Genomic DNA, 5,775 nt, shown 5'->3' with positions numbered 1-5,775 from the left:
GTGTATTTCTGGGGCAAGTTGTTGAGTGGTTAAAACCGAAAAAGGCGGGTAAACCGTGGTTGGGGTAGAAAACTGTAACACCCCATTGGCCGTTTTTTTATGAATAACACACGGAAAGCATACATTATCGCCTTCATTTAAGTGCTTATTAATTCGCTCTTGCGGCACGATTAGTCGCGTATGTTTTACATCATCAATACTGTTAATTAGTTGCTCGGTGAGGTTGTCACAAATACCGCCTTGCGGCGCATGCGAATCTTTATCCATATGAAACGGGGGCGTGTAACTTTGTAACCATACAATTTCTTCAATTGGGTGAGTATTGTCAGCGTACCCGTAACGCATTAAACCACCTAGCACACCGAAAAATATAATTACATTTCTAAGCATAACTCACTAAAAACAATAATTTTAAGGTAACTTTAGTATAGTTTTACTTTGTATATGTTCAAATGTAAGAGAGAAAAAGGCAGTAAAAAAACTGCCTATTATTTGGGTTTAATATGGCTGCGGGTAATCTTTAAAAATAGTGCCAATTTCAGTTAGAGTGTCGTCGCTTAAAGTTATGCTAAAAGCGTCAATGTCTTCTTTTAATTGGGCCATGCTGGTCGCACCAATAATTGACGAGGTAACGCCATCGACTTGATTACACCAAGCAAGTGCCAATTGGGCTGGGGTTATGCCGCTTGCATGTGCAAGCTCTACATAACGCTGCGTGGCTTTTTGCGCGTTAGGGGTATCTCTAAAAATGCCATTGCGCTGCATAAATGTCCAACGCGATCCCGCTGGGCGTGCGCCGTTTAGGTATTTACCCGTTAGCAGGCCAGCAGCAAGCGGCGACCAAGGTAAATAAGCAATGTCTTCATGGATACACTGCTCAATTAAGTAGGGCCAATCTTTAGCGTGCGCTAGGCTAAATTCATTCTGAATAGACACCATACGCGGTAAGTTATGCGCTTTTGCTAAATTTAAAAATTGGCTAATGCCCCATGGGGTGTCATCTGAAAGGCCACAATATTTTATTTTCCCAGCTTTAACACACTCATCAAGGCCCTCTAAAATATCAAGCATACCCGCCTGTTGTTGCTCAGTATCTACGTCACTAAAAGTGAGTTTACCTGGCCACTGCCTGCCAAAATGTGGGGTAGAGCGATTAGGCCAATGCAATTGGTATAAATCTATGTAGTCGGTTTGTAGGCGTTTAAGCGAGTTATCTACGGCCTCAATGACAGCGCTGCGTGTTATATCGCCGCCATCTCGTACCCACGACAAGCCATTGCCTGCAATTTTACTCGCCAATACAATATCACTGCGCTTTTGCGCATTGCGACTTAGCCAGTTACCTATAATTTGCTCTGTTTTACCGTAGGTCTCTGGTGAAGGAGGAACGGCATACATTTCGGCAGTATCTATAAAATTAACGCCTTGTGCCAAGGCATAAGCTATTTGCTCATCGGCGTCTTGTTGGGTATTTTGTTTACCCCAAGTCATGCTGCCTAAGCATACTCTAGAAACATCAACACCGCTGCTGCCTAACGGACTGTATTGCATTTAAAATCCTTAAATTATGTAAGATCTTGAGAGTGGATAATTAATACCAATTCGCAATAAACCTACTTAAGCGAATTGGTGTAGTGCCGATAGTAATGGCTCTGAAATCGCCGCTTTTTGTCCTGTTTTAAAGTCAAACATAACAACTTGAGAATAGCCTGTGGTAGTAATAGCTTGCTGAGCATGGCTAAATACAGAGTAATTCATCATAAAACGGTCGCTTTTTATATCTGAAATAGTAATACCTACGGTTAAGGTATCAGGGAAGGTCACTGGACGTTTATAGCGAATATTGTTTTCACTAATCACCGGGCCTATTCCACCTGGTTTTATCGTATCAAACTGATTTATTTTATTTAGAAAATCGATACGCGCAATTTCAAAATAACGCAAGTACACCACGTTGTTAACATGTTGTAGGGCGTCCATATCGGCCCATGCTACGGTGATATCGGTATGAATAGGGTGCTGATCTTTGAACCTTTGCATGTATGTGTACTCTTAGTTTTAAATGAATGAGGTTATCAATATGGTGTTTGTAGCTCAAGACAATAAATGCCATGTTTTTTTATAAGATGATTGTACCTATTTATTTTTAGGACTACAGTTAAATAACACAGACAACACACACACGAGAACACACATGCAAAATATAATTAATTGGGCTTTAGCCAGTTTAGTTTTTATAGCGTCTTTTGCTTGCTATGCAATGGGTAATGCCTCCGGCGGCATAATGCTTTTAGCTGCGGGGTTTTTATTGGAGTTTGTTTTTTGGCTACATTGCTTTAAAAAATCAAAGCGCTTTAAGCAGCCGTTTTAAAAAAGCTGTTTAAAGCTTGCACGGTTTAACGCGCTACACCTAGTAGCGCTTTTAACTTTAGCAAGTTAAACAGGCTTTAATGGACTTGCTTAATTAAAGTGAATCCTTAATAATGGCTGTATAAATAAACAGTTGTTATGTGGTAATGAAAAAGTTTATTCATATCGACATGGACTGCTTTTATGCAGCGGTTGAAATGCGCGATAACCCCAAACTTGCCAGTGTGCCTTTAGCGATTGGTGGTAATAGCCGTCGTGGTGTGCTCTCTACAGCAAATTATATAGCGCGCGAATATGGTGTTCGCTCGGCTATGTCTAACTACCACGCTAAGCAACTATGCCCCGATTTAGTTATTGTGCCCGGGCGCATGGCGGTTTATAAAGAAATTTCTAACCAAATACGCGCTGTATTTAAACGCTATACCGACCAAATAGAGCCGCTGTCGCTTGATGAAGCTTACCTAGATGTAACCAACAGCACCGCATGCAAAGGCAGCGCAACGCTTATTGCTCAGCAAATTAGAGCAGATATTTATAACGATACCGGTCTTACCGCCTCTGCCGGAGTTGCCCCCATTAAGTTTATTGCCAAAATAGCCAGTGACGAAAATAAACCCAATGGCCAATTTGTGGTTTTGCCGGATGAAGTTGATGCATTTTTAAATAATTTACCCCTGGGTAAAATCCCTGGTGTGGGCAAAGTAACCCTCGAAAAGCTTAATTTAAAGGGGTTATACACAGGTAAAGACGTTCGCGAGAAAGGCGTTAATTGGATGCAGCAGCACGTGGGGAATTTTGGTGTATCGCTTTATCAAAAATGTGCTGGCGAATATATTGGTAAAGTAACCACTGAGCGAGTGCGTAAATCGCTTAGTGTTGAACACACCTATGAATACAATAAAAATAGCTTACAAGAATGTTTAGATCAGTTACCTAAATTACTGGAAGAGCTAACAGCGCGCCTTAATAAGCAACAGCTACAAAATCGTATTAATAAGCTAAGTGTAAAAGTGAAGTTTGCAAACTTTGTTGTTACCTCAGCGGATCAAGCTCATCATCAGTTAAATACTGCTATTTTTACTGAATTACTCTCTAAGGCGTATCAACGCGGTATGCAGCAACCGGTGCGCTTATTAGGCATTGGAGTAGGTGTTAAAAATGAACCTAATTTAAATCTGCAACTGAGTATTCTTGATTAACTACACGCTTTTTTGCAATTTAGAGTGCTTTAGCAAAGTAATTTAAACGTGGTATAAGCAGGGGCTGCCTTTACTAAAAACTATATAGTGGTTGTTAGTTTCTTCTTAAAACATGGAGTCACTTTAGTTTGCTGTAAAACCAAGTTGCCAGATTAAAATGAGCTGATCGCAGTTGGCTGGTTTTGTGTTTTTATATCAACGATAATAGCCCCTTATGTTTTCTAACAGGAGTTTTACTTATGGCATATCCTCAAGCGATAGCTGCACAATCACTTAGTGCAAGCTTTGACTCATTTTCTCACGATGCACTTATTATAATTAGTGATGACTTTTCTCAATTAGCCAATAACTCATTAAGTGATGCTATCGAATCACACGCTAAAGTAGATTCTCGTATTGGTAAACAAGTTACGTTTTTAGTGGTTGATAATGTACGCGTTGTTTTAGCGCCTACGGGGCCGCTTAACCGCGATTACGATGATGTAAGGCGCTATTTTGATGCCGCTAAGCTAGCGATTAACGAAGCAAAAGCCGCGGGTAGTGTAAACCCTGCTATTTACTTACCAAAATTACATACAGATGCGCGTTACCAGCATGCATTAGAAGTGGCGTATTTAGGCGCATGCCAAGCATTATGGCAGCCTTTAGAGGCGCGCGAATACCACGGCGAAAGCATTGAACCTATTACGCAAATAGGTTTAATCGATGCAAATGAGCAAACAGTTAAAGCTGTAAATGCAATTGCAGCAGGGCAATATGCGGCACGTGACTTATGCGGTACTGAGCCTGAACGTATGGCGCCACCACGTTTTGCCGATTACTGTGTTGAGCTTTTTAAAGGCTCTAAAGTAGCGGTTGATGTGATTGACGATATTAACACGATAGATAAAAACTACCCTATGCTTAGCACTGTTGCGCGCGCATCTTATGCGGTTGAGCGCCACCACCCACGTGTTGTTAAGCTAGAATACGTGCCAGAAGGTGAAGTAACGCGCACGCTAATGTTTGTTGGTAAAGGATTAGTTTACGATACCGGCGGCGCCGNGATAAAGGCGGGGCTGCATCCGTTGCGGGCTTTATGAAAGCCGTGGCAGATTACCAACCTAAAGGCGTTAAAGTTATTTCTTACTTAGCTGTGGTTCGTAATTCAATTGGCTCAGATTGTTTTGTACCAGATGAAATTATCACTAGCCGTGAAGGCGTACGTGTACGCATTGGTAACACCGATGCAGAAGGGCGTTTAGCTATGGGTGACCTACTTAGCGAAATGAAAGATGTAGCTAAAGGTGAAGTTAACCCAACACTGTTCACCGTGGCAACCCTTACAGGCCATGCGGCACGTGCTATGGGCCCTTACGGAGCATATGTTGAAAACGGACCTGCACGTAGCGCTAATACCTCTCGTCAAATAGCGGATTGTGGTGATTTATGGGCAGATGCAGCTGAGGTTTCTCGCTCTCGCCGTGAAGATTACGACTTTATCAAACCGCGTACCCTCGCTGATGATGTTTTATCAAGCAATAATGCGGCCTCTGCTGTTACAGCCCGTGGGCATCAATTCCCTATGGCGTTTTTAGCCGTTGTTGGTGGGCTTGATAAACACGGTAACGACTCTGAGCAGCCGCTTCCTTATGTACATATGGACATTGCTGGTAGTGGTGTTGAAGGCGGTGATTGGCAGCACGGCAAGCCAACCGCAGCATCAGTAACGAGCTTATTTGCACGCTACTGTATGTAATACCAATCCGCAATAATACTTAATCATTTTTCGGGGCTAAACGTGTCGCTATCTGTGTTAAAAAATTCTCATTTAGAACAACTAAATAGCAAATTTTTTGCCTAGCCATCAACACGTTTTTCCATCCTAAAAATAGATCACTTAATTATGCGAAATGGTATAAGCTAAAAACGCTTATGTAATAAAAAGCCCTGTTAATTCAGGGCTTTTGTTTTTTAATTATTTTAATTTAAAGCGATTAACCACGCTCGAAAGCCCTTGGCTACTTTGTTTAAGGTTATCGCTGGCATCGGTAAGTTGCTTTGTATTATTTAGTGATTGCTCGGTTGATTGTGATAGCTCGTTAATACGTAAATTAACCTCGTCAGCGGCTTGCGTTTGCTGCTCAGTGGCACGGGCTATTTGGCTGTTCATGTCGGTAATTATAGATACCAGCCTTTCTATTTCATTGAGCGATGTATCGGCAGA

General features: G+C 41.7%; 3 protein-coding genes and 3 pseudogenes. 2 read left to right on the top strand and 4 right to left on the bottom strand.

Annotation, left to right across the window (positions count from 1 at the left end):
- From L650_RS0119855 to L650_RS0119845, 3 genes and pseudogenes are all read right to left on the bottom strand, one after another.
- A pseudogene (locus tag L650_RS0119855) lies at nt 1-345 on the bottom strand (ABC transporter substrate-binding protein); the annotation flags it as partial.
- Between the two features lie 153 nt (nt 346-498).
- Entirely contained in the window at nt 499-1,551 is a 1,053-nt protein-coding gene (locus L650_RS0119850; protein WP_029774153.1) for an aldo/keto reductase, read from the bottom strand.
- A gap of 66 nt (nt 1,552-1,617) precedes the next feature.
- A complete protein-coding gene (locus tag L650_RS0119845; RefSeq protein ID WP_004588512.1) occupies nt 1,618-2,040 on the bottom strand; it encodes an acyl-CoA thioesterase in 423 nt (140 codons plus the stop codon).
- A 476-nt stretch (nt 2,041-2,516) separates the two neighbouring features.
- On the opposite strand from L650_RS0119845, the gene dinB reads away from it, so the two are divergent.
- Entirely contained in the window at nt 2,517-3,569 is a 1,053-nt protein-coding gene (gene dinB / locus L650_RS0119835) for a DNA polymerase IV (protein WP_024031675.1), read from the top strand.
- Nucleotides 3,570-3,808: 239 nt separating this feature from the next.
- Nucleotides 3,809-5,307 (top strand): annotated as a pseudogene (locus L650_RS0119830) (leucyl aminopeptidase family protein).
- 219 nt (nt 5,308-5,526) lie between these two features.
- Here the strand turns inward: L650_RS0119830 and L650_RS0119825 are convergent.
- Nucleotides 5,527-5,775: pseudogene (locus L650_RS0119825) on the bottom strand (methyl-accepting chemotaxis protein); the annotation flags it as partial.

Origin of the sequence: Pseudoalteromonas sp. TB51 (assembly GCF_000498055.1) — a bacterium.
Taxonomy (GTDB): Bacteria; Pseudomonadota; Gammaproteobacteria; order Enterobacterales; family Alteromonadaceae; genus Pseudoalteromonas; species Pseudoalteromonas atlantica.
This window is presented reverse-complemented; position numbering and strand designations above follow the sequence as displayed.

Bases quoted from the DNA above. Each gene is read 5' to 3' on its own strand.
- L650_RS0119845 (WP_004588512.1), bottom strand. From the start codon at position 2,040: ATGCAAAGGTTCAAAGATCAGCACCCTATTCATACCGATATCACCGTA.
- dinB (WP_024031675.1), top strand. From the start codon at position 2,517: ATGAAAAAGTTTATTCATATCGACATGGACTGCTTTTATGCAGCGGTT.
- L650_RS0119850 (WP_029774153.1), bottom strand. From the start codon at position 1,551: ATGCAATACAGTCCGTTAGGCAGCAGCGGTGTTGATGTTTCTAGAGTA.